Raw genomic sequence first — 22,705 nt, 5'->3', positions numbered from 1 at the left:
TTCGCTCGACTTGCATGTATTAGGCACGCCGCCAGCGTTCATCCTGAGCCAGGATCAAACTCTCCAATAAGAGTATTGATTGCTCAATAAGTTTGTTACTTTAGAATTAACGTTGACGCTTGTATTGTGTTCAGTTTTCAAAGAACTTTCTTATCGCCTTGAAGCGACTTTTCTAATATAACATTTTCACTTCTGAGTGTCAATTACTTTTTTAAAAAAGTTTTATGTTTCTCACTCATTCATTTTGTCACTCGTTTTGGCGACAAAAATTAATATACCATCTCTTAAAACCTTTTTCAAGACATTTTTTAAAAAAGTTTTTATGAAACAAAAAAAATAATCTTTTCTCTACCAATTCATCATTTGAAGAGATAAGAATTATTATACTAGAAATAGTTTTCTTATGAAATACTTTTATATGTATTGTTTATTTTTTTATCATTAAATTAAATCCTTCATTTATGATGCCTCTATTATTTTAATCATATTTGCTAGATTTACTCATATATTTTATTAAAAGAAATGTGGAAGGAGGAAAGGTTTTGTTTTTTGAGTTTCTACAAGCAGTTGGAATGTTTTTATCATTAGCGATGTGTTTATTTTTGTTTTCATTTGTTTATATAGAAGGTTTGAGGATTAGTAATAATGAAGGAAGAATTGAAGCAAGTACTTTCATTACCTTTGTTTCTTCTGTCGTTATGGCTTTTGTATTTAGTTTTTTTGCCAGTTCATTTTATTAAGTAGATACTCCTTCTATTCGATACCGATATTCCTTTAACGGAATGTCGGTATTTTTAGTTCGCTATTCAAAGATTTTTTTCTTAATAATGAAAGATATTGATGCGTTAATCGTCTATTATATATAGGACTTACACAAAGGGGGTACAACGTTTGGCACAAGTTAATCAAATCGAGAAATGGTTTTATGAGTATGGAGATGATGTATATAACTTTCTTATTTATTACACAGGGTCTATAGACGTTGATGATTATGTTCAGGAGGTATTTTTGAAAGCAATCCAATCATTCCCTACCTTTGAGGAACGTTCCAACCCTAAGACATGGTTACTTGCAATCGCAAGGAATTTAGTTATTGATAAATACCGGCGAAAGAGACTTATTAAATTTCAACCTTTTGACCTACTAGGAAAAAGACATATTCCAATTGATCAATCTAATCCGGAGAGAACACTACTTTTAGACGAGGTTCTTGCTGATATACACGATACAATCCTTCGCCTAAAACAATCTTATAAAGAAGTTCTAGTTTCACGATTAATTTTAGAACTAAGTGTTGAAGAAACAGCTACCGTTTTGGGCTGGTCTACTAACAAAGTTTCCTTGACCTACCATCGCGCTATTAAAGCTTTACAAAAACAACTTAAACCTATCAATGAAAGAGAGGGAAAAGACTATGAAGGATTCATACCCAAATAAATCATTTCCTAGATTTCAACTAAGTGAAGCACAGAAAACCCGTATTGTTAATCATATCAAGTTAAGAGAAACGAAGAAAAAGAACAGGATTTTTTCAAACAGACTCATTATGCCCTTACTATCAGGTGCGGTTATTTTACTACTTGCAATTGGGATTGGAACATACTCTTATTATTCCATTTTTGAAAAGGAACTCCTACATGCAGATCATGTCTCAACATTTATTATCGATCTTCCAGAAGGAATCGTTATAGAGGAACAAGGTGATACACAGATTTTTCTGAAAAATGGTACAGAGGTTGGTGGGGTAAAGAAGATCAACAATGAAATAAAACAGGAGCTTTTGTCTCAGCCAGGGATATTTGAGAATGATGCTTTGGAAGATTTTCAGGAACCAACCCACAGAGTCCTTTTTCATGTTAAGCAAATGCACGCAATTCAAACTGTCCATTATTTCATTCAATCCAATGATCAAGAGGTCATCTATGATTTGTATTTTCACGCAAATAGTCCCGGCTATTTCGGAGGTTCGGATTTCAAATCAGACTTAGAGATTATTCATGAGATCGCAAAAACATTTAAAATAAACTAAACCCAAGTACATTATTTCATTACCATTATTTTTTGTGGTTAATTAGGCTAACATATCCTCATATTTTTAGTTTTTCATTTATTCCCACCTTCGCATGCATTATTTGGTAAAAGTTGAAAATACTACAACTATGAATATAATGGCTTGGAGGAAGAGGAATGAAAAAGTTTTTACTAGTTGGGGTTATTTTTTTATTCCAGCTTGCGTTTTTGTCTGATGGCGTGTTTGCTGAGGTAACCCCTGAGGAATTAAAGAAATATACAACACAGACCGGTTTTACTGAAGATGATCTTGAGGATTATTTGGCAGTTTATGATTTGTCATTAAAGGATTTTGAAAATGTGAATGAACTGGTATCTTATTTAGGTGAGCCAGTTAACAATGGGACCGTCCAGACTCTATTAACAAAACATAATATCAATGAGGATGAACTACATCATATTCTCAGTGGTTTTGGGGAGTCAGTACAGGATTATTTATTCATTAAGGACCTTGAAACTACAGTTGAGTTCTATCTAAATCATGCTGAGGTGTTGGTAGAAGCAGAGCGGATGCTTTCTGAGGTAGGGTTAACGGAAGACGAAATAGATGGATTATTTCTTCACTTTTTAAGTCTTAATGATATCAATCTAGAGGAGAAAATGAGATCTATTAGCTCTAATTTAGAGCGATATTTTACCTATAATAAGTCAGAAGGATTATCAGCTGAGCAGCAAAAAGAACTTCTTGTAATGTACGATAAAATGATTGAAGTCTTTGAGTTACAGCCAAGATACTATCTATTACAGGATGGCGCAAGGGAAGCTATAGCATATAATAAGCTACTTGAAATGGACACACTTGATGGCGCGGAACTGCTTGTTGAACTTTATCGAGCTAATGATGAATACCTGCTCGATCTAAAAGTTTCAGAAGAAATGCTAGCTTCTGATTTTATCATCGAGCGAGGAGAGAAACTCCTAACCGTCGCTACACTTGCAACAGAAATGAGTATTAAAGTTCAGGGGAATAAGCTTCCTACTACTGCTAGTCCATATATGAACTTTCTACTAATTGGTGCCTTATTCATGTTCCTTGGTATAGGTGCTGTATTAATGACTCGAAAATATGCTTAAAAATAAAGTAAAAGCCATGTCTACAATTGATAGACATGGCTTTACATTTTTTATCCGGCACTTTGTTCTGATAATGATATCCGCTGTTTTTTCTTCCTTTCACCTAACGAGTATAACCAAATACCGACTAAGATAATGAAGCCTCCAATCACCTGCGTAAGAAGAATCTGTTCTGACAAGATAAAATACGCAAGAATGGCTGCACCAACAGGTTCAAAAAGGATACTCACAGAAATAGTTGATGTACTAACCCATTTTAATGACCAATTGAAGAGATTATGACCTAGTAAAGTAGGAAGAATTGCTAGTAGCAAAAAATACATCCAATCTTGACCCGCATATCCTCCAAGTGGATATTTTAAAATAACTACATATAAAAACAAAGTAATTGTACTAAAGCTGTATACGACAAATGTATATGCGACAAGTGTTAGTCGTTTTAGAACAGTTTGCCCAAATAAAAGATAGGCCGTAATCATCATACAAGAAACAATAGCTAAAAAGTTACCATATAAAGCACTCCCACTCACTTGGATATCACCCCAACTTATGATGATACTTCCAACTAAAGCTAGACAAGTACTTAAAATTGCACCTAAACCTATTTTTTCTTTAAATAAGAAGTAAGTTCCAACGAAGGCGAAAACCGGCTGCATTGTTACTAATACAGTTGAGCTTGTTACGGATGTATAGTTGAGTGATTCAAACCAAAGGATAAAATGGAGAGCTAAAAACACACCTGAGATTGCGGAAAATAGCCAATCTTTTTTTGTAATGACCCGGAGCTCTTTTCGATATTTCCATAAAAAAACGGGAAACATCAGTAGGACTGTAAAAAATAGCCGGTAGAACGCAGTAACTGGTGCGGGTGCATTTGTTAATTTCACAAATATAGCTGAAGTCGACACTGCAACGACAGCAATTGCTAATACGAAGTATGGATTAATTTTTGGTTGATTCATGTTTGTCACTTCATTTCAAATATAATCTTATATAGTATATAAGATTAATGCATAAAAAGGATAGAAGAAAATTCTACCCTTTTAATCCCGCATTAACGGGTAGGAAAACCCCTACTGATTAAAGTTTCACTTTATCGCAATGAAGTTTCAGCAATTTGTTGATAATTTTTTATGTCAAAAGCAGAAATCTTAGTCGGTGAGATGGCATACATTGTGTCGTCGATTGTTAGAACACGTTGTATCTCTCCCTCCCATGTTTCATATAAACCAGTATCGTGTGATATTTTTGCTTTTAAATCGATTCCTTCTAAATGGATATCGTATACATATGCCCCTTGAAATTCAAATTTTTGCTCATGCATTTTCCCTTCTACATTTTGATATACAGTAATCGGGAAAGCAAAAATTCCTTTTTCCTTATTGAATAAAAGAGCCTTGTGGTCGTAATTTAATGGAGAGTATGTTCCACGACCACCTATGATTTCTGTGAACTTCTCCGTTGGATTATTTACATCACGGATATCAAATAACGAAATTTTAACACCATCTGTATAAACCATAGGCTCACCGCTAATTGTTTTATCAGCGACTACCTTTGTATCTTGTCCAAAGCCAATTACATGGTTTTCATCATATGGATGCAGGTAATTGCTAAAGCCTGGTATTTTAAGCTCGCCAAGCACCTTTGGAGCTTTTGGATTACTTGCATCAATTACAAACAATGGATCAACTTGTTTAAAGGTGACGATGTAAATGCGCTCCCCCATGAATCGTGCTGAATAGATTCGTTCCCCGCGTGCAAGATCACTTAATGACCCTATTTGCTTTAAATTCTCATCATAAATATATAAATTGTTCGTGGATGGCTTGTTGCTATTCCATGTGTCCCCTTTCGTTGTGGCTACTCGGAAGGTTCCATTGAATTCGTCCATTGAAAACTGATTTAAAATGGTTCCAGGTACTTCAGTTGAACTATGGAATTCAACTTTGTCTCCATCCACTGAAAATTTGTAGATATTTGAATCAGGAGAATCGGAGCCCCCCTCCCTAAATGGAATCGCGTGATAGTTTGCTACTGCGAGAAAAATGTTTTCCTTTGACATATACAATAGATTCCCGCTACCTAAATAAGAAGTAATGGAAGCCTCATTAGTAGGGTCATTCAAGTCAAAAGCAGCAATTAAGGTAAAATTGGTCTCTTTTGAACCAGGGATATATTGAATTTTTTCATATGGCACTAAGGAACTTTCCTCATTATTTGCTGTATCTGAGAAACGTGGTCTTAGATCAACGTTATCATCTTTTGCGTCTTCCATGATCCAATAATTCGGATAGTGACTAGCCACCAGATACACATAGTTATCAATTCTACGTGATGTCAAATGGCTCCCTTCAACCTCGACTCTACGGATTTCCTCAGGATTTTTTTGGTCCTTTATGTCATAAACAATGGCTGTTGTTGCTTCAAAATGTCTAGGTGGATAGATCATTGTACGTTGATTTTGATTTTCATGTGGCGTTATATCATGAAATGTATAACCAATCACAACAAGTTGTTCATTGTATAAGAACATTTGATTCGGCGAAAATGAGTGAGAAAACGGAATTGATGTGATTAACTGCATATCCTTTGCAGGTGCTGCTTTAATGATATTTAGTTTTCCATCAATAAGCTGATAAATATATTCACCGTCGGTTTTTACCATATCTGCTTCATCGACACCTTGAACCTGAGTGTTCGTCTCTGAATGCTCGCTACCACCTGCAGGTGCACTATCAGCCTTAGCGGAATCATTTGAAACAGACATTTCCTGTTGTGCAGTATCCCTCGCAAATAAACTAAACCTTTGATTTCGTTTTTCCTCTTTAATCGCATCTTGGAATATTTCTGTTAGCTTTTCTTTTGTAACTGGTTGTATCTCTGTATCCATTTGGCTAACAACTTTCGGCTTTGATGCAGTAAATATAGCCGTCATAGAAGCTATCAGAATGACCGAAGCCAGAAAAATAATCCATCTTTTCTTCATTCATATCACCCCTTTTCCACTTAGACGAAAACTGGTAAGAAATGTTACATAATCGGCTTATGTCCTCGAGCCGATTACGCCTGTATCTAGCAAAAAAGAAAAGCCCTCTATATAGAAGGCTCTCCAGCAATTGCATTTTGGTTTAATAAAAGCTCAAATGTACGTAGCATTTTTAAATTTTTCTTGTCTTCGTGGCTACTCAGGCACGAGATTTGGATCCATTTCCTATCTTGTAAATAGCGACTTTCATAATGAAGATAATATCCTTGTAGTGCCATATCATCTCCAAAATCCTTTGAAGAAATATGTTCTGGCAAAAGAATAGTCATGATTGCGGGTGTTGAATACGCAGGTGGAGTTAAAACCTGCAGCCCTAAACCTTCAATATATTCACGAATTAGCTTGTATCTTGCATTTATCTCGAGATAGTAATCATCATTTTCGTATTTTTTTAGTGCTTCATGTAATGCCTCAAGCATATTCGAGGAATGGGAATACGGAATGCTTTCATGATAAACATACATTCCCAGATCAAGATATCGCGGTATGGACAGGTTTGGTTTGATGTCATGGTTATGGAAGACAAATGATAATCCCGTATATCCACCAATCGCTTTTCCACTTACTCCCGCTGCGAAATAGACATCTTGAAAATCAAGTTTAACTGCACCGACCGTACTGATACAGTCCAGACAAAGTTTCACATTGTTTGAAAGACAGATTTCCTTTAGACTTTTAAAGTTCGAAAGCATTCCCGTGGAAGTTTCACTATGAACGGCCCAAAGCCAATCATAATTACCCGTTTCAAGCTCTTTCTTGATTTCTGTTTCAGGAATAGGTACTCCCCATTCTTTTTCTAGCTTTTTAAAGTCTAATCCCGCTCGAGTGGCATGGTCTATTAATCTTGAACCAAACTCCCCATTGCTTACAATTAAGCCTTTTCCTCCCATGACAGCAAGTTGAGCAGCGATTACATCATTTGCAAGAGTTCCCGAACCTACTAACACTTCCACATACTTTGAGTTTGTCATGCTACAAAGTTTCTCTCTTACAGACCTCATTTGGAATGAAAATTCATTGGAACGATGTGAAATCGGCTCCTGCGCAAGTGCTGCTTTTACATTTTCATGGATTTTAATGGGACCTGGTAAAAAGCTAACCGGTTCTTTTAGAATTCTTCCAGCCAGTGACTCATCAAAGGTTTGTTTTGTTAAATACATCGGCCAAAACGAGGCTTCCGCAGTTCCAGTTAAAGAGGCAAAGGGTTTAAAGCCTAGCTGCCGATATAATTTTTCTTGTCTTGTTGTTCCAGAAATTAAGGCAACATCATAGCCTTCCTTCAAGCAAAAATTAGACATTAGCTGCGCCAGCCCGAAAAAGATTCTACCGTTATTACGATATTCCTCTTCAACCGATAGCAAACGAATCTCACAAGGCATTTTCAGTTTTACAGGTAGTTGTTCATCAAGATTAGGCAACTTATGATCTAGTGAAAATGGTCTGTTTGCTCTCACAGCAATCATACCTACTAATTTTGAATCCTTCACACAAATCAAATACGTATTTTGATCATGAAATTTATCAACTAACATTTTTTCTTCATTTTTGTCATGCTGAGGAATTTCTTCAACAAAGGTTTTATAGTTTAACCGATGGATTTGATTAAACTCCTGTTTTGTCCGAGCTATTTTATAGACAAATGTCATGATGGAATCACTCCACTTAATTGATTTTTTTCCCAAGTCTTTCTCTTAGATTATCACGGTGTGCAAATAGTAATAAGGCGATAACAATAAAAATAAGAACACATTCACGAATAGGATAATCCATAAACCAGTAAATAATTGGCATCGTAAAAAAGGCTGTCATCCCAGCTATAGTGAAGCTTCTCGAAACTGCTAATAAAAGTAGAAAAACTCCACCAAACACTAGAAATGGCTGGTAGGCTAATAAAACAAGGCCGCCAGCAGCTGTCGCAATTCCTTTTCCACCTTTAAATTTGAGCGTAATCGGCCAAATATGTCCGACAACAACAGCGATAAGTGACAGAATCTGAAGTTCAAAGGAAAATCCAAGTTGTTTTGCACCCAGGACAACAAGCATTCCTTTTAGCACATCACCTAGGGCAGTTAATAAAAAGCCTTTCTTCCCTAGCAATCTACCAGCATTCCTTGCGCCAACATTTCCACTTCCGAGATTCCTGATATCTTCACCTTTCATAAACCTCATAACCACATAGGCAGTCATAATTGTTCCAATAAAATAAGAAGCTAGTACATATAAATAAATCACGAGTTCACCACCATTTTAGGTATATTCAAATTTTACCATTTTTTTCGGACTGTTAACATTCAAATTGTAGGATTGTCTTACTACTTTTTTAGTAGAAATATATGAATCTCAGGGCATCCTCATGACAAAAGTATGAAAACCCGTTTTTTATTAACAAGTTTATGATTGTCTATTAAAAAATGTCATGATATAATCATTCTAAATTCATTCGGGGTTGTAGCTCAGGGGGAGAGCATTTGCCTGGCAGGCAAAGGGTCGTGGGTTCGATTCCCATCAACTCCATTAAGCGTTAAATCAGCGTTTGCAGGCGGTAGAATTTCCGTCAGCGTAACGGTCATAGTCGTATCAGCGTAGCGCCCCCTCTTTTCCGATGACATAATCGAAAGGGAGGGCGTTTTTGTTTTGACGCATTCAGAAAATCGCAAGGGTAAAAAGGTAAAAACGGATAGGACGATTCGAGGGCGGAAGTCGGTTTATTCGCTAGAATCGCTATTCGAGAAGGCTTATAACGCAAAGGTTGCGGAAGGACTATCGCAGCACACGTTATTTCACTATAGGCACGCGCATAGCCTACTACTAGAATACTTAGAGTTGAAAGGTATTAAGCCGGATATCCGCAGTCTAACGTTAGATATTTGCCGCGCTTTTGTTACGTGGTTACTCGAGGAAAGACCGAAGAATGACGGGCATAAGTTTAAGCCTGACTCCGATAAGACTCCCGGCATTTCTCCGCGAGCAACTAACGATATTCTTAAGACATTGCGCACAACATTCCGCGTACTTGTGACGGATGAACTAATTACCGACAATCCTTTCTTGAACGTAAAGAACGTCAAGGAGCCGGAAAAACTTATCGAAGTGTTATCTGTAGACGAGTTAAAGGCGCTATTAAATGCTATCGATCAGCGCGAATATGCATCGTTTAGGGATTACGTAGTCATAAACGTATGTATCGACACTATGTGCCGTATTGGTGAAATACTTTCGTTAACTGTTGATGACGTTGACTTGACCGCGAGGGAAATCGTTATTAAGTCGGAGATAACGAAGACTCGAAAAGGGCGAATTGTGCCGATTCAACAAAGGACTGCGCGATTATTGAAGGAATTAATGATAGAGGTTGAGGAGTTTGAGAGCGACTACATCTTTCTAGCGAATTATGGAGAGCCGTTAACGCCTAGTCATTTCCGCAAAAGACTCGCTGGACACGCGAAAAAGGCCGGAATCAAAAAGCATATTCATCCTCATTTACTGCGCCATACTGCCGCGACTTTATACTTGGAAGCGGGCGGTAATCTTAGGTACTTACAAGCGTTATTGGGCCACGTAGACCAACGTATGACATCGCGTTACACTCATTTATCGAAGCGATCTATTGCGGAAAATCACGACCAATTTTCGCCGTTAAATCAAGTTATCGATAAATTAAATAAACCACGCAAGATAAAAAGATAACGGGAGCCAATTACGGCTCCCTTTAAACTTTACGGGCTTTTTCTTCCGTTTATGGATTAACATTCTTGAATATAATCCATTGGGAAAGCAAATGTATATCCATTTTGTAATGCCCATTTACAAGCATTTTCAATTTTAGTTTTCATACTTTCTTGATATAAATATTGTTCATGAGTGAAAACACACTGGATATTTTGTTGCCCTGCATACGTACTATCTGTTTTACGTGAATCTAATACGGAAATAGGATTAGAGTGATTCTCAAGGCGCACATCAGTACGTACAAAATATAACCTTTCAACAGGATCATACAAATCATCACATTTTACCAATGAATCACGTTGCAAACTGTTTAAATAGTAAACCACTGCTCTCGTGTCATCGGCACTCAGAAAACCTTTTACTCCCACTCTTGCATCTCTCCACAATCTGACGGAATCAATAGTGCCTGTGTAGTAGTGTATTCTCGGCATAACATCAATACAATAAGGTGATGCGAAGTTCTTTATTGCGTTCAGGAATAAATTGTAATGGTTTAGTGCATCTGCCGAACTGATAGAATTATCATACCTACTCGCCATTTCATAAGCATGAAATCCGAATCTTAACCAACTGGAAGCTTTTCTAAATTCATCCTTAAACTTGGTAGTCATTTGACTTAAATTCCAACTGCCATCTGTATAAAAGCAATATAAAGAAAACACTGCTCCATATTTATCGTGCATGGCTTTTAAAAATCCAAAGATAGGATGATCCCAAACGGAATTGTAATTTCCTACACTTAATTCCTTCAACATCTCAATCACATCATCAGATGATAAGTGCATATATTTAGGCTTTGATTCAGGATATACTTTTACGGAATCATAAAATACATTTCGTGTATTGTCCCGCCAAGATACACCTGCCATTATTGGTCTATCTTCAGGGAGAATATAATTCTGTTCAGGTTTTAAAACGAAAGTCGATGAAAGGATATTGTTTACAAACAATTGTATAGCTTGCCCTTGTCTTACTGCTTTTAATACGTCACTAGCTTTAGCATCATAAAGCACACCACTTGAACCAGTTGCCACCCCTTCTCTTTCTTTACCCATCACCCTCCACAAATCTCCGTATTTAGGTGATATATACGCAAAGTTATTTAAGTCTGAACCGAACGCTATACGATTCCAGTCAGGAAATCCACCTGATGCAAGTGTTACCTCTATTGCTCTTGCGTTTCTTATTCCTTTGTATAAAGCAACGTTAAAATCAGATACTCCACCTGTAGGCATGTTTACTTTACCATCTGTCACGATAATATCTGACGTTGTTGACCAATCTCTTAAACCTAAAGAAAAATCATCAGTTTCAACTGAAGGTGTCACATATTGTAATTGGTTAAATGCACCTGTTAATTTTGTCTTAAAATCAATGGATTGGAGCTCCACTTTCTGCGTTGTTTGTGCCAACTGCGCATCAACGTCTTCCAACTTATCGCTCAATAAAGGGAACCCTAACCTAGCGTCTATAACTTCGCTTGGCTGCGGATTCCCTACAATTAAATCATCAACGCGCTTCCTTTGCGCCTTTATGTCCGTATCAATATCGTTAAAATTCGCATTCAAGTTATTACGAAAATCTCTGTTCAGTGATGTCCCTAGCGTTCTATATTTTCCCATGTAATTTCCTCCTTTAAAAATAAGCGCCTCCCGATTAGGGAGCGCGTTCTTACTAAAATTTAAATCCCTGTATTTGAGATTCATTATTAAATTCCTGTGAAAATTTCCTGTTTATCCATTCATACGTAGCATCTGCCACTGTTTGACCGTCGAGTTCGGTAGTCACTCGAATCTGCTGCGATTTAATAGCGCTAATTAAACGCTCAAGCTGCTCGTTACTTGCCGCACCGACCGAGCTAGGTGACTGAACTTGCCCCGCGTCGATCATACGCATTAAATTCGCCTGTTGCGCCTCTGTTAATACCGCTTCATTACGCAATAAACGAACGTCGACTTCATTAAATTTCGGCGCATCTATAAATCTAGAGGCTAATCCTCCCGAGTGTAGTTTCGGCATTTGGTTAAGCGGTTGTTTGCCGACAATCCCGCCTGTGTGATACTGCGATAAATTCGCACCGCCCTTTGTATATACCGTCACACTCTTCGAAATAGAACGACCGAGTTCCCGATTCATTACTCCGGCATCTTTAATAATTGCGTCAATTCGACCGCGTACCTCGCCTAACTTACCGAGCTGACCGTCGATTGCTCTAATCGCATCCTGGTATTCTTGCGTATTTTTGAAAGCTTCCGCGGTGTTAGCTTCCATTGACGATTTTTTCGCTTTTAATTTAGCAATTTCGTTGTCGACCATGCGGAGCTCTTCACCTTTTTTGGCGTTAATTCCTACTTGAGATAATTCGAGTTGCATCATTTGATACTTTACTTGGTCCAACGCTTTTATGTCCTTTTGAGTGAGCTCGAGTTTTTCCTTTTTCTTTAGTAAAGCGTCGTACTCAAGCGCCTTCTCCTCTTTTAACTTTTGAATTTCGATTTCGCGAAGTCCTATCTGTTGATTCCACCAAAACTCAGATATCTTATTTCCGGACTCTTTTGCCGCGTTTAACTTGCCCTGTTCCTCAACTAGTTTTTTCTGCTGTTCCCCGATTTTACCGTCGATTTCGGCAACGTTACCGGTAATAGTATTAATATCTTCGAGTAACTTTCGCTCTTTCTCGAGGTTGTCTAAATAAGACGCTTCCGCTTTTGCTTTTTCCGCCTCTAAATTAAGTCGGATGTTTTCGAGCTGCTCCTTATTTAACTTCTTTGCTGCGTCGGTATTTTTCAATAAAATATTACCTTGTTCCGATATAACAACGTTCGCATCCGGCACTACCTCGACCAACTGCCCGTTTACATCAACAAACTTTTGCATTTCCTCATTTGTTAATCCCGATTTCTCTAAAAGCAAATTTTGCTCTTCTGTTAATCGCGCGATAATTTGTGGGTCAGCGGTCTTATTTAGTTCCGAATTAATATCGACGAATCGCGCCATTTCATCGGTCGTTAACCTTGATTTTGCGCTTAGCGTATCGTAATCCGTTATTAGTCCGGTTAATTGGTCCTTTTGCTCGATCATAGCCTTCGCATTGTCAAGACTAACCGTGTTAAGGTTATCGTAGTGCTCTTTCGCGGCTATTACGATACCGGTTAAGACTGATAGTCCTGTAATAACCATTCCTACAGGCGAGAGTGATAACAGTTTTAATGCACCTACGATTTTCACTATCGAACTGGCAGCTAACGCAAGCCCAGCGGCTGCCCCGACGGCTTTAGCGCCCGTCTCAAATATCTTGGGATTAAGGTCGGCCAAAGAATCCGCAACATCCGTTCCAACATCAATAATTTTACGGAACTCATCAAGGAATTCGTCTCCTATTTTGATTCCGAGCGTTTCCAAGGCCCCGGTGAATTCTTCGAAACTTCCTTTAAGATTGTCCTTCATTATTTTGGCGGTTGCCTCGGATGCCCCTGCGGAATTCTCTAACCCTTTTACGAACTCGTTAAACTTTTCCGGTCCTTGAGATATAACGGATAACATACCGCTCGCTGCTTCGGTTCCGAATATCGTACTTAATCGAGCAACCTTCTGCGCGTCAGTCATGTTGTTTAATCCTTTGACAAACTGCGGAATAATATCGGATAAATCAAGGAAGTTGCCACTTGCGTCCGTCGTTTTAACTCCGAGGGCTTCGAGTGCTGCAGCGCCCTCCTTCGTTGGGTCTGCGAGTCGTTGGAGCGCCATACGTAACGTAGTTCCCGCCTGTTCTCCGGCGAGTCCGTTATCTACCATGATTCCGACACTGGCCGCTAATTCCTCCATTGAAATTCCTAACGTATGAGCGATAGGCGCTGCGTACTTTAGAGCATAACTCATGTCTAACATGTTTGCGGCGGAAATATTCGCGGTAGTTGCTAGGATATCCGCAACTTTTGTCGCTTCCGTCGCTTCCATTTGAAACGCATTTAAGGCCGATGTAATTACATTTGCTGTTAATGCAAGATCACTGCCCGATGCTTCTGCGGCCGCTACAATACCGGGCATTGCGCCGATTATTTTGTTAGCGTCGAAGCCTTTCGCTGCTAAGTCCTCCATCGCAATGGCAATTTCACCGGCCGATTTGGAAGTGGCAGCTCCAAGCTCTAATGCTGTATCTTTTAATCGGGCCATCTCGTCAGCATTAGCGCCTGAAATTCCGGCGACCCTACTGAGTTGCGCTTCAAAATCTGCCGCAACCTTGACGGCAACTCCGACACCACTTACGATCGCTCCGGCTACCGCAAGGCTGGCCGTTTGTATTCCGGTCATTTCTGCCTTTAGGTCCTTCGACTTCTTCGTCGATTTATCGAGTTCGTTCCGGGCATCCTGCATGCCTTTCTTAAACTCGCTGGAATTTAAGGATAATTTGGCTCTAATTTCCGTTTTTACCCCGGCTTTCACCGTATTTATACAGGGACTAGACTATACCATCAACTCACTGAGTTGCCGATTGGTAGTCGTTGAGGGCTTCCCGAAGGCTGTCCCTGCGGATTGTCCATTGTCGCATCTAACGGATTGTTACACTTCGGTACCGTTAGCTTTAGGAGTTTCCCGCATATTCTCGGTTTGCTTACGTCATCACTAACGTAAGGGGCTATCGTTAACCCACGTCTGCCATTTACTCTTCGTCTCCTTTCGCAATAACTTCGCAAATATATCGAACAATTTTTTCGTGTCCGATTCTTTCGACGATTTCCTCTACGTTCTCCATCGTCGCGATAGTTACCATCACTTTTGTTACAATGCCGGGATTTAGCAACATTTCGAGTAGTTGCTCGTCTGATAACGTCAAATTTTCGTTAATTTCGCTCATTCCGTCTCCTCCTCAAAATAAAAAAGCACCGATGTTACTCGGCGCTAAACGTTTCGATATATTTTTGTTTCAATACTACGTATTTCTTCGCGATTTCAACGTCTTCTCTTCGTTGTACCGCGTCTTCGTAAACCCTCGCTAACACATCTGCATCTACGCGATACTCCGATACGTCTACGTTAGATAAGTCTTCGTTTTCAGTACGGGCTACTACTTCCTCGTCTCCCCAAATTTCAACAATACCGTTTTCAGATTTAAAACTATTCATTACTCAACATCTCCCTCGTTTTGTTTTTGTGTTGGTACCTTTTTCTTTAATAGCGCGTATGTTGCCCTAGATTCAATGGAACCTGTTTTAGTGGCAACTTCTCTAGCAAACTCTAAGTCTTCTTGCGTAACAGCCTCATCGCTCCGAATCTTTTTACGTAATTGATGCAGCTTATACATATAATTAGCCACGTTTTTCACCTACCTTTACACGTTCTACATCACGCGGTAACTCTCGTTTATCTTCTACCTCGAACAAATCAGCATTTGTTATGAGTTTGAGGTCCCGAGTGGTGACTATCTCATGTACCGCATAATGTGGTCCTTTTTTATTTCTAGTTTCATCTAAATACGACTGATTTATTTCGGAATAAATGCCGGCATACTCAGATCGCAGCTCAAAATAGTCCATCAATGCGTTTAAATATTGCGCGCGCGCTTCCTCAATTCGTTTAGCAATCGGTGCCACTTCTTTTTCGCGGATTAAAGGTGCGTAGAACCCATTCCAATCCTTAACTAAATCCTCGGCAGTTACTCTTTCTCTAAATTGTTCTTCCGTAATGTACTCTTTCGCTCGATCCATTTCCGACTCGGCTTCACGTAAGGAGATTTGAGCGTTTGCGATTTTACCTCTTGCTGCCACCTTTTCGGAAGTTAATTCCTTCCCTTCCTTAAACTCACGTTGTAAGACTGTTTCTAACTCGATTTCTGCCTTCCTGAGTTCTTCTTTTGCGACATCAACTTTCTTTTCATATCGCTCACTTAGCTCCAACAAATCCTTCCGAATTCCAGCTTTATGTTTTTCGTATAGTTCCCATTTCCTCATTTATTCGCAGCTCCTTTATTAAATAGATTTTTAATGAAATTTAAAAAGCGCTCGAGCAAACTCGGCGACGCTTCTTCAATAACTTCTTCTTCAATTTTCGATAAATATAACTCTTGCAATATCGGAAACTCGCGAGAATCAGGCGCAAGTATTCGATACAAATTACTGAATTCACTCGATGATTTAATCGAACCCTTAATCCCTGGCATTCCGATAAACTCCTTGTAAACGTCCTCGTTGTCGGTTTCTACGTCCACACTTTCGAGATTATGAGTAACCATTACGTCGAGTACGGTATCGAGAATTTCGAACTTGTCTTCGAAAGATTTAACGATTTGGTCCGCATGAATTCCAGTTCCGTCGAAATAGTCGAGCGCGATAAAGTTAATGCCCTCTAGTTCGATTAAAACAACTTGTATAAGAGGCCGCACATCACATCAACCTTTCTGTAATTGAAGTTTCGCGTTGAAGTGCGTCTAACGCAAGCCAAACCGAATACTTCCTCACTCTTTTAACTTTGTGGAATACTAATCTTTTCCGTTGAGCATATGGTCCCGCAATTTTTTTGCATTCTCGATTTCTGCTTTTGAAATGATCTAATAACGAATAGAATATTACTAATCTATCGTCCACATATACCTGAGCCATAATTTTCGGAAATAAGTAATGCAGTAATTCTTTTTGCGTAAGTATTTCATTTTTTGGAATACACAGAGACATAAAGTAGTAAGATTCTCCGTCCCATGCGTAGGCGCTTTTAGGATACTTACAGAGCTCGACGCCCACGCCCCAAAACTTAGGATTCTTTTTGTAAATGGAAATATCGACGGTTGTAGTATAAAACGGATCAATCTTCATATCCATTTTGAAAGACCGGCCCAATCTTCGTTTCTAACCTTGGTTTGATTTAAAGGCTTTAGTTTTTCTTTTCCAATTACAATATCTAACGTTCGTTCAACCGTTTTTAAAGGTTGGTGTCTACCGAATTTAAATTCTTTTACACCGTCTCGGTGGTGAACCGTCGCAATAATATAACGAGCACCTACGTCATTTTCAGACGGCAACCGTATGCTCACCGCGCAACCTCCGATTATCATCGAATCTCCTCCGCAACATTTCGTCGAATTTAGCGTCTTGAACCAACTTCGGCACCATTTGCCATATGTGTTTTAACGAATTAGTTTTACCGAATTTAAACTGAAAGTAATCGTCACCGTCAGTCACTTGCGCAACAATAAACCGTCCCTTGCGGACTAACTTGACGTCAAGCCGATCATGCACCGTAATCCCCTCCTGTTACTTTTTAAGAAAGCTATCCATCTCTTCTTGAAGTTCCGGCGAATATTTAAATACATAAACATTAAAGCCTGGTATTTTACGGCTAGGCTCAATAGACTCTACTTCAAATCCTTTTGAGGTTAAATGCTCCATAACTCTCTTACTTAAAACAACTTTATTTTTCTGTGCCATAAACTAGCCCCCTCGTAAATTTGTGTGTATTTGACAGATTTTCTACCGTTTTCCCCCTAAATTAACGCAATAAAAAAGCCCCGAGTATCTTTGTAAGGTGTAAGCCTTCGGACGCTCATGGCGGCTAATTTTCTCCGATAGTTTTCACGCCAAACATACGCTCAGCTGGGCGTCTTTGCTCGATAGGAATTCGAAACTGAACGCCTATTAATCTGTTATTCTTAAAATAGTCCGCCATGATTTCCCAATCTCGCTTATAACGTTTAATGCGTCGGATTAAATCGCGATCTTCCGTATAACCCGTAATCCAACCTTTTTCTAGGTTCCAAAGTGAATTATTCATTTTCCAATTCCTTCGAAAGCTTGCCTCAATTCAAATCCTACGTGCTCGTTAGTTAAGTCTGCGACGACGTCTTCTTTTTTAGAGTTTGTTAATAATGAGATATAACTGATTACTAGCGCGAAGTTTTCGTCAGGAAATTTATCGCGATTTTCTAAAAAATAGGTAACTATTGGCTTGGTTCCTTTGGAAGCATTGTCGTGAATGCAAGCTGGGATTAGATTGGCAAGTGTATTTCTTCCACCTTCTGACAACGGCTGTATATGTTCCAAATGCAAATGCTTGGGTTGTTCCGGTCTCTTATTACAATAGGCACATCGACCATCAAACATTTGAAATATTAACCGTATTTCTCTTACGCTAACTTCCATAGGAATATTTAAATCGGCTGATCTTCGTCTTAATCTTCTAAATGCTCTAGACGCTTTGTCATCTAACTCATGTTTGCATTCACGACACCTGTTCGTGATTTTGTTTTTTACACGACTATCAATTTCAAACAAACTTAACTCTTTTTCCAGACCGCAGATTCTACAAATTTTCGTTTCCACATGTTGACACCCCTTTTATTTACTGTTATGATATTGTTGGATATCTATTTGGTAATTTCTTTTGAGTCGAAAAATTTATTAACCTTATCAATGGTTTCGATAAATTTATCATCGACAGAAAAGCATTTTGCTAAATTGATTCGAACTCTGTCTGATATTGGCTTAAGATCATTCTCCATCAAAGAAACATAACCTTCGCTAATTTCCAATTTTTCGGCTAACCCAGCCTGTGTAAGCCCTAAGTAAAGTCGAATTTGCTTTAGTCGTTTACCTTCCATCCTTACCCCTCCTTCGTTTTATTTACCTTTAGGCATATTTTTTAACGGGCTTTTTGCCCTTTCCGCTTTCATCTACACTTAACGTAGTTTTATTGACGATTCCCACTGTTTTTTCTGCATTTTTTGCATCTTTTTCTACTTGCTCCGCCCTGTTTCGACGTTCTTCTTTTACGCGATCCCTCTTACCGTCTCCACCTTCGGTTTCCAAGCGTATCTCCGCTAAAACTTCCGAGTCAAATAAACGCTCATACTTACGATACAACTTATCTTTTTCCGCCTGGCGAAGCTCCTTATAAGCTGACGGTGGTAAATACGTTCCCGCAGCGTAAATTTTCGATGTTCTTTCGAATTCCTTTACCGCTAAATTTTCGCGTTTTCTACAATCATCGCAACAGAATCTATTAGGCTTTACTTTCGGTCGTTGCATGAATACGTTAAGGCAAAAACGATGTGCGCACGACTTATACTTTCGACGTTCCTTCGACAACTGTTCGCGAGTTATCCTCTTCTTTTCGAGTCGCGTTAAAAGGCTGTCGACTAAATCGGGTAACGTGAACGATGCACTATGAACGTACTGGCGTTCTAATTCCTCCCACTTTTTGCGAGTAAAGTACTTGTAGCTCTCTCTTTCGATATTTTCACCGACCATGTCATAGATGCCAGCCATTATTGAAAGCGAGTTCGGTGACAGTTTATTTTCTGCGAGCATTTTTTCCGCATCCTTATTTAGGTTCTCAACATCCGTAACTCCTGCGCGTTCGTTCTTTTTTCTTAACTCATAAAGTGGTGTGTTTTTCATTTTATCCCACATTTCCTCCTTTTTTGTTACACGGTCAATTATGTGTACCATGTAATTCTCTATAAGGTTTTATAAAATACTTGCGCAATAAAAGATGTTATTGATAGTAGCAGTAAGTGATTTTCAACTTGCTGCAATCTTTTTAAATCTCGTTATTAAGTCTCGTTAGTTAAATCTAGTTAACACATAAACGAGCCCTTTGTTACCCCTGTTGATTAGGTGTACTATTGAGGTTTAATCCGTGTAACCTTTTTGTTGACGCCATTTTTTCATGCGCTCCGCCGAGGCTTTACGTCTGCTTTCGCATCTTCTTAGCGCTGACAGATAATTTTCGCGTGCATGAGGAAACTCGTTGTAAAACTCATCCTCAGTAAGCGGAACTAATGGCACGTAATAACCTTTCTCCGGAAAGTCGATTAACCCGACGGCTTTTAAATCGTCCAGGTGTCCGCTTGTCGTGTCCGCTGTCTTTCCGTAACTGACCGATAACTTTTCCGTGCTTGGGAACGCATAGCCTTCGATTGGATTGTAAAAATCGATGATTAGCGAATAAAGAAATAGCTTATCTGCGTTCATTCTTTCGTGATGAATATAATGTCGTGCGTCGCTTGGTAGCGGTATAAAGTGTTTTCCTCCTTCCGTTGGCGTATGTTTGTTAAAGACTCTTCGCTCTTTCATTCCGAAACCTCCCCCCCCCTTTTTTTGTTATCTATGTGAACGCAAGCGAATGCCTGCGAATTTACTCTTCAAGTAATAATACGAGCACCAACTCAAAACCGCGCAAAAAAAGAACGACATTTCTGCCGTCCATTACCGATCATTATTGTTTTTATAAGCGACTCGCGCCCCCGCCTCTTGGGCTGAGTCAACTTTATTGCGGCCCATTACGCAACAAACAGTTGCCGCTGAATGTACGCTCCATAACAGGTCGCATTTTCCGGCGTGGCTTGCCGTAACCACACCGGATGTTTTTGCGTTAAACTGCGTATAGATCTACGAGTGTTCCAATGCGACCATTTAAGTAATCTTTTCCATCGCGGTCCAAATCGACCAAGTAAACGCTAGGCACGTCCGTTTTAATCGCGTTATAAAGTGCCACACCGTCGTTATCCGCAACTAAAACCTTTCTATCGAGAAGCAATCCGTTCATATTTTCATTTTCGTTAACGATTCCTTCGAATCTAAATTTAACCGTTACTTTCATTATTTCGTACCTCCATTAGTTATTAAATTTACCAACAATTCAGGGTTATCGAGAAGATAGTTCGTATCGTCTTTTATGCGATTAACGATAACAGTGTCTTCGTCCTCCATTGACTCCCATTTATAAAGTTCAGTTCCTCCGATTTCATCTACCGCGAGAACATACCCATTTTCGAATACGATGCCATGATCGAAATACTTAAAACCAGGTGGCTCCCAACCTTTATCGATATATTTGACTTTTACCTTTTTCATCTGATACACTCTCCCTATGTTTCGTATTATTTTTTTTGAGGACTCGACGACGCGGAAACGTCGCCGGGTTTTTTATATTATCTCGAGACTTTCTTGAATTTCGAAAAAGCCGAAGATAGTAAAGAAATCAAATAAAGTGATGCTCTTCATAGCAGTTATTGCTTTCTGCATTAATTCGAGGTTGTTACCTTTTTCTGATATCCCCTCTTTTAGTAGCAAATGCCCTGTATCCTGTTTAAAGTAACCTTCCTTTTCAGAACGTTTAACCCCGAGGAAAAACATATTCCCCTCATCAATATATATCGCGTGGCCGGGGTCCACTAGATAGCCCGAAAACACATATTCTCCACCTTCAAGTACGATATTAATTTCTTTCATCTCTTGCGACCTCCCAAACGTAAATTAAATCGAATCCAAGTTCTGCAGCTGTTTGCGCTTTAATTTCGCAGCTACCTACGTCATTACTTGCGGGAAACATGTTGGAAGGTACGGTTATGAATTCCTCCACGTAATCCGCGTCAACTAACCGAATATTAAATAAGTTTTTATTGCGTGTGTACTCAACATGGACGTTGTTTTCCAAAACCACTAAAGGCATATAAATCACCTCCTAATTGTTCATTGTGATGTTAATTTTATATACTGTAGTGTGCATCTCTTAATTACATAATATACACTGTAGTGTTAATTGTCAACACTAATATTGATATTTTTTACATTACGATTTATACTATAGATAACGGAGAGGGGTGAACGTATGATAAAAGTACATTTATCGAGGATCATGGGAGAAAAAAGGTATAATATCGCAGACGTTTCGAAATTGACTGGATTACATAGAAACGGCATTACTAAACTCTATAACGAACAGACTGACGGAATTAAGTTCGATACATTAGAGAAGTTATGCGATGCTTTAGAATGTAAGATTTCCGATATACTCGAAATAGTAAAAGAAGAAAACGAGGCCGAATAAGCCTCGTCTTTTTATTTCGTATTAAGTTTCGCGATTGCTAACGTAGCCTCTAGCTCGTTCCTTTTGCGGTTAAGTTCAGTCGAAGCCATATCGACTAAGAACTCCGCACGGGTTATTTCGTACGCCTTATCCTTCGTATATTCGTTAAGCTGCATACAACGCACTTTATCGGATTGACCTTTTATCTTCCCCGCGCGAAATAATTCGCTTTCCTTCGTTAATAATTCGATACGTAGCTCGCGCAACCTCGATAATTCCTCGTAGAACCGCTTTTCTGCTTCGTAAATCTCGCCTGGTAATGTTTCTAGCGCCTTCTTAACTAAATCCATTCGCAGCAACCTCCTGACGTTCAGCGATATTGCGTAACCTATCGACAACTGCTGGCGACACTTTACAACGCGAAACTATGACGTCATGCAGGCCGAATAATATCTCGTAATCTATTGCGTCGATTATAACGGATCCGATTACGTGATTACCCGTTTCGTCGTATACATAAACGAAGCTAGAGCTACCGCCGTATGAAATTAATACCTCTCTATAATCTTCCATATCTCTACCTCTCGATTCCAATATCGATAAGTTTATGAATAAAGTCGACAAAAGACATTCTGCTTAACTCGTTTAAGTCTAGCGCATCAATAGGATTATCCTTTATAAACAAATGAATTAATCCTTTTAACTTACAATCCTCTCCGGTTTCGATGTAGGTTCCTTTATTCTTATAAGTCATTGCGACAATCCCATCGTCAGTCTTTAAAATCAAATGTTTACTATCAATCTTTATTCCTTGCTCGAGCACGCTTTGATCCGTCTTATGAATATTGCAAGTAATTTTATACCTAGCGGTTACTACTTCCGGCTCGATTCTTTCGCGAGGCTTTCGTTTAAGTAAAATATTCATGCTGTTAACCTCCTAAATTTTCGTTGGACCTGCATATTTTCGGAATTACGCGCATAAGC

General features: G+C 38.9%; 30 protein-coding genes, 1 tRNA gene and 1 rRNA gene. 7 read left to right on the top strand and 25 right to left on the bottom strand.

All coding sequences use genetic code 11. From position 1 onward, the window contains the following. Window positions 1-70 (bottom strand): 16S ribosomal RNA (locus V7097_RS14215); the annotation flags it as partial. A 472-nt stretch (window positions 71-542) separates the two neighbouring features. On the opposite strand from V7097_RS14215, the gene V7097_RS14210 reads away from it, so the two are divergent. The 4 genes from V7097_RS14210 (at window position 543) to V7097_RS14195 (ending at window position 3,144) form a co-directional block, all read left to right on the top strand. Beyond that, window positions 543-740 (top strand): hypothetical protein, encoded by a 198-nt coding sequence (locus V7097_RS14210; protein ID WP_335704285.1) that lies wholly within the window; start codon window positions 543-545, stop codon window positions 738-740. A gap of 151 nt (window positions 741-891) precedes the next feature. After that, window positions 892-1,437, top strand: coding sequence for an RNA polymerase sigma factor (locus V7097_RS14205; RefSeq protein ID WP_335704284.1), 546 nt, complete (start codon window positions 892-894; stop codon window positions 1,435-1,437). Then, on the top strand, window positions 1,415-2,029 hold the full coding sequence (locus V7097_RS14200; RefSeq protein ID WP_335704283.1) for a hypothetical protein: 615 nt from the start codon (window positions 1,415-1,417) through the stop codon (window positions 2,027-2,029). Before V7097_RS14205 ends, V7097_RS14200 begins: the two co-directional genes overlap by 23 nt. A 158-nt stretch (window positions 2,030-2,187) precedes the next feature. Beyond that, on the top strand, window positions 2,188-3,144 hold the full coding sequence (locus V7097_RS14195) for a processed acidic surface protein (protein WP_335704282.1): 957 nt from the start codon (window positions 2,188-2,190) through the stop codon (window positions 3,142-3,144). 50 nt (window positions 3,145-3,194) lie between these two features. On the opposite strand, the gene V7097_RS14190 is transcribed toward V7097_RS14195, so the two are convergent. From V7097_RS14190 to plsY, 4 genes are all read right to left on the bottom strand, one after another. After that, entirely contained in the window at window positions 3,195-4,106 is a 912-nt protein-coding gene (locus V7097_RS14190) for a DMT family transporter (RefSeq protein WP_335704281.1), read from the bottom strand. Window positions 4,107-4,237: 131 nt separating this feature from the next. Then, a complete protein-coding gene (locus tag V7097_RS14185) occupies window positions 4,238-6,133 on the bottom strand; it encodes a beta-propeller domain-containing protein (protein ID WP_335704280.1) in 1,896 nt (631 codons plus the stop codon). A 107-nt stretch (window positions 6,134-6,240) separates the two neighbouring features. Then, window positions 6,241-7,839, bottom strand: coding sequence for an aminotransferase class V-fold PLP-dependent enzyme (locus tag V7097_RS14180; RefSeq protein WP_335704279.1), 1,599 nt, complete (start codon window positions 7,837-7,839; stop codon window positions 6,241-6,243). A gap of 16 nt (window positions 7,840-7,855) precedes the next feature. Then, complete coding sequence (gene plsY, locus V7097_RS14175; protein ID WP_335704278.1) at window positions 7,856-8,425, bottom strand: glycerol-3-phosphate 1-O-acyltransferase PlsY; 570 nt, start codon at window positions 8,423-8,425, stop codon at window positions 7,856-7,858. Between the two features lie 210 nt (window positions 8,426-8,635). Between plsY and V7097_RS14170 the strand changes: the two genes are divergently transcribed. Together V7097_RS14170 and V7097_RS14165 are read left to right on the top strand one after the other, a co-directional pair. Further along, window positions 8,636-8,707 (top strand) — tRNA-Ala (locus V7097_RS14170). 120 nt (window positions 8,708-8,827) lie between these two features. After that, on the top strand, window positions 8,828-9,880 hold the full coding sequence (locus V7097_RS14165) for a tyrosine-type recombinase/integrase (protein ID WP_335704277.1): 1,053 nt from the start codon (window positions 8,828-8,830) through the stop codon (window positions 9,878-9,880). Between the two features lie 56 nt (window positions 9,881-9,936). Here V7097_RS14165 and V7097_RS14160 read toward each other — a convergent pair whose 3' ends face one another. The 18 genes from V7097_RS14160 to V7097_RS14075 all read right to left on the bottom strand — a co-directional run bounded on the left by V7097_RS14160 (window position 9,937) and on the right by V7097_RS14075 (window position 21,364). Next, window positions 9,937-11,544 carry a hypothetical protein gene (locus V7097_RS14160; RefSeq protein WP_335704276.1) on the bottom strand — a complete coding sequence of 536 codons (1,608 nt, stop codon included), beginning with the start codon at window positions 11,542-11,544 and terminating at the stop codon, window positions 9,937-9,939. 52 nt (window positions 11,545-11,596) lie between these two features. Then, a complete protein-coding gene (locus V7097_RS14155) occupies window positions 11,597-14,365 on the bottom strand; it encodes a phage tail tape measure protein (protein WP_335704275.1) in 2,769 nt (922 codons plus the stop codon). A gap of 217 nt (window positions 14,366-14,582) precedes the next feature. Then, window positions 14,583-14,777, bottom strand: a complete 195-nt coding sequence (locus V7097_RS14150) for a hypothetical protein (RefSeq protein ID WP_335704274.1) — start codon at window positions 14,775-14,777, stop codon at window positions 14,583-14,585. A 34-nt stretch (window positions 14,778-14,811) separates the two neighbouring features. Continuing rightward, a complete protein-coding gene (locus V7097_RS14145; protein WP_335704273.1) occupies window positions 14,812-15,045 on the bottom strand; it encodes a hypothetical protein in 234 nt (77 codons plus the stop codon). After that, on the bottom strand, window positions 15,045-15,236 hold the full coding sequence (locus tag V7097_RS14140) for a hypothetical protein (RefSeq protein ID WP_335704272.1): 192 nt from the start codon (window positions 15,234-15,236) through the stop codon (window positions 15,045-15,047). Before V7097_RS14140 ends, V7097_RS14145 begins: the two co-directional genes overlap by 1 nt. Next, window positions 15,229-15,870: a hypothetical protein gene (locus V7097_RS14135; protein ID WP_335704271.1), complete on the bottom strand. Its 642-nt coding sequence runs from the start codon at window positions 15,868-15,870 to the stop codon at window positions 15,229-15,231. Before V7097_RS14135 ends, V7097_RS14140 begins: the two co-directional genes overlap by 8 nt. Next, the gene (locus tag V7097_RS14130) at window positions 15,867-16,301 is read right to left on the bottom strand and encodes a hypothetical protein (protein ID WP_335704270.1); all 435 of its coding nucleotides are present in this window, start codon (window positions 16,299-16,301) and stop codon (window positions 15,867-15,869) included. Before V7097_RS14130 ends, V7097_RS14135 begins: the two co-directional genes overlap by 4 nt. Before the next feature lie 423 nt (window positions 16,302-16,724). Continuing rightward, on the bottom strand, window positions 16,725-16,946 hold the full coding sequence (locus tag V7097_RS14125) for a hypothetical protein (protein WP_335704269.1): 222 nt from the start codon (window positions 16,944-16,946) through the stop codon (window positions 16,725-16,727). Between the two features lie 220 nt (window positions 16,947-17,166). Next, complete coding sequence (locus V7097_RS14120) at window positions 17,167-17,340, bottom strand: DUF5659 domain-containing protein (RefSeq protein ID WP_335704268.1); 174 nt, start codon at window positions 17,338-17,340, stop codon at window positions 17,167-17,169. Window positions 17,341-17,464: 124 nt separating this feature from the next. Next, complete coding sequence (locus tag V7097_RS14115) at window positions 17,465-17,683, bottom strand: hypothetical protein (RefSeq protein WP_335704267.1); 219 nt, start codon at window positions 17,681-17,683, stop codon at window positions 17,465-17,467. Beyond that, window positions 17,680-18,231 (bottom strand): HNH endonuclease, encoded by a 552-nt coding sequence (locus V7097_RS14110; RefSeq protein ID WP_335704266.1) that lies wholly within the window; start codon window positions 18,229-18,231, stop codon window positions 17,680-17,682. Before V7097_RS14110 ends, V7097_RS14115 begins: the two co-directional genes overlap by 4 nt. Before the next feature lie 44 nt (window positions 18,232-18,275). Continuing rightward, the gene (locus tag V7097_RS14105; RefSeq protein ID WP_335704265.1) at window positions 18,276-18,509 is read right to left on the bottom strand and encodes a helix-turn-helix domain-containing protein; all 234 of its coding nucleotides are present in this window, start codon (window positions 18,507-18,509) and stop codon (window positions 18,276-18,278) included. Window positions 18,510-18,537: 28 nt separating this feature from the next. Next, window positions 18,538-19,359 (bottom strand): hypothetical protein, encoded by an 822-nt coding sequence (locus tag V7097_RS14100; protein ID WP_335704264.1) that lies wholly within the window; start codon window positions 19,357-19,359, stop codon window positions 18,538-18,540. A 183-nt stretch (window positions 19,360-19,542) separates the two neighbouring features. Continuing rightward, the gene (locus V7097_RS14095) at window positions 19,543-19,986 is read right to left on the bottom strand and encodes a hypothetical protein (RefSeq protein ID WP_335704263.1); all 444 of its coding nucleotides are present in this window, start codon (window positions 19,984-19,986) and stop codon (window positions 19,543-19,545) included. Window positions 19,987-20,284: 298 nt separating this feature from the next. Next, window positions 20,285-20,512 carry a hypothetical protein gene (locus V7097_RS14090; protein ID WP_335704262.1) on the bottom strand — a complete coding sequence of 76 codons (228 nt, stop codon included), beginning with the start codon at window positions 20,510-20,512 and terminating at the stop codon, window positions 20,285-20,287. Beyond that, window positions 20,512-20,766, bottom strand: a complete 255-nt coding sequence (locus tag V7097_RS14085) for a hypothetical protein (RefSeq protein ID WP_335704261.1) — start codon at window positions 20,764-20,766, stop codon at window positions 20,512-20,514. Before V7097_RS14085 ends, V7097_RS14090 begins: the two co-directional genes overlap by 1 nt. A gap of 72 nt (window positions 20,767-20,838) precedes the next feature. Next, a complete protein-coding gene (locus V7097_RS14080; RefSeq protein ID WP_335704260.1) occupies window positions 20,839-21,144 on the bottom strand; it encodes a hypothetical protein in 306 nt (101 codons plus the stop codon). Beyond that, window positions 21,131-21,364, bottom strand: coding sequence for a hypothetical protein (locus V7097_RS14075; RefSeq protein ID WP_335704259.1), 234 nt, complete (start codon window positions 21,362-21,364; stop codon window positions 21,131-21,133). The genes V7097_RS14080 and V7097_RS14075 overlap by 14 nt, the downstream gene beginning before the upstream one ends. A gap of 159 nt (window positions 21,365-21,523) precedes the next feature. On the opposite strand from V7097_RS14075, the gene V7097_RS14070 reads away from it, so the two are divergent. Then, window positions 21,524-21,742 carry a helix-turn-helix domain-containing protein gene (locus V7097_RS14070; RefSeq protein WP_335704258.1) on the top strand — a complete coding sequence of 73 codons (219 nt, stop codon included), beginning with the start codon at window positions 21,524-21,526 and terminating at the stop codon, window positions 21,740-21,742. An 11-nt stretch (window positions 21,743-21,753) separates the two neighbouring features. On the opposite strand, the gene V7097_RS14065 is transcribed toward V7097_RS14070, so the two are convergent. Further along, the gene (locus V7097_RS14065; RefSeq protein ID WP_335704257.1) at window positions 21,754-22,071 is read right to left on the bottom strand and encodes a hypothetical protein; all 318 of its coding nucleotides are present in this window, start codon (window positions 22,069-22,071) and stop codon (window positions 21,754-21,756) included. Window positions 22,072-22,298: 227 nt separating this feature from the next. Continuing rightward, complete coding sequence (locus tag V7097_RS14060) at window positions 22,299-22,646, bottom strand: hypothetical protein (RefSeq protein ID WP_335704256.1); 348 nt, start codon at window positions 22,644-22,646, stop codon at window positions 22,299-22,301. Between the last annotated feature and the right edge of the window lie 59 nt (window positions 22,647-22,705).

The sequence above is a fragment of the Bacillus sp. JJ1562 genome, assembly GCF_036962705.1.
In the GTDB taxonomy this organism is placed as follows: Bacteria; Bacillota; Bacilli; order Bacillales; family Bacillaceae_L; genus Ferdinandcohnia.
This window is presented reverse-complemented; position numbering and strand designations above follow the sequence as displayed.